2 tRNA genes and 1 rRNA gene are annotated in these 623 nt (G+C 44.0%); all 3 read right to left on the reverse strand.

The features are described from left to right. Positions 1-271 precede the first annotated feature (271 nt). Positions 272-348 (reverse strand) — tRNA-Ala (locus ACTJIK_RS25740). A gap of 60 nt (positions 349-408) precedes the next feature. After that, positions 409-483, reverse strand: a tRNA-Ile gene (locus ACTJIK_RS25745). An 87-nt stretch (positions 484-570) separates the two neighbouring features. Next, positions 571-623, reverse strand: a 16S ribosomal RNA gene (locus ACTJIK_RS25750); the annotation flags it as partial.

Consider the following 623-nt stretch of genomic DNA (forward strand, 5'->3'; position numbering starts at 1 on the left):
CTAGGCATCCACCATGCGCCCTTATTCGCTTTAAAAATCTTAAATCATTTAGCACTCGCGTGCTTTACAACTTGTTTTCCCAATATGTCAAAGAACTTTTCCTAACGCAGCTCCATACTTACTATGGTACTGTGGCTTTACAGCCTGTGTTAGAACTGGTCAGTGCGAAGGCGCGAACCTTCAGGAATCATGATCTTTTTCCTTTGAAAAGGATCATATTCAAACACCGAATTTGTAAAGAACTTTTAGGTGGAGACCTTCAATCTCCCTCTGGTGGAGGATATCGGAGTCGAACCGATGACCCTCTGCGTGCAAGGCAGATGCTCTAGCCAACTGAGCTAACCCCCCAGGTTTTGACACAACAAAAAGAAACAACCCAAGCCGTTTCCATTTGCAGATCATAACTAGTAGACCCGAGCAGATTTGAACTGCTGACCCCTACATTATCAGTGTAGTGCTCTAACCAGGCTGAGCTACGGATCTGTAACGGATACTACCTAGGTAGTAAACTAAAGAACTTAATAACATTTAAAAATCTGGAAACAACAGCCACGGTGTAATGTGCTCTAAAAAGGAGGTATTCCAGCCGCACCTTCCGATACGGCTACCTTGTTACGACTTAG

Origin of the sequence: Chitinophaga sp. 22620, from assembly GCF_052044405.1 — a bacterium.
GTDB lineage: Bacteria > Bacteroidota > Bacteroidia > Chitinophagales > Chitinophagaceae > Chitinophaga.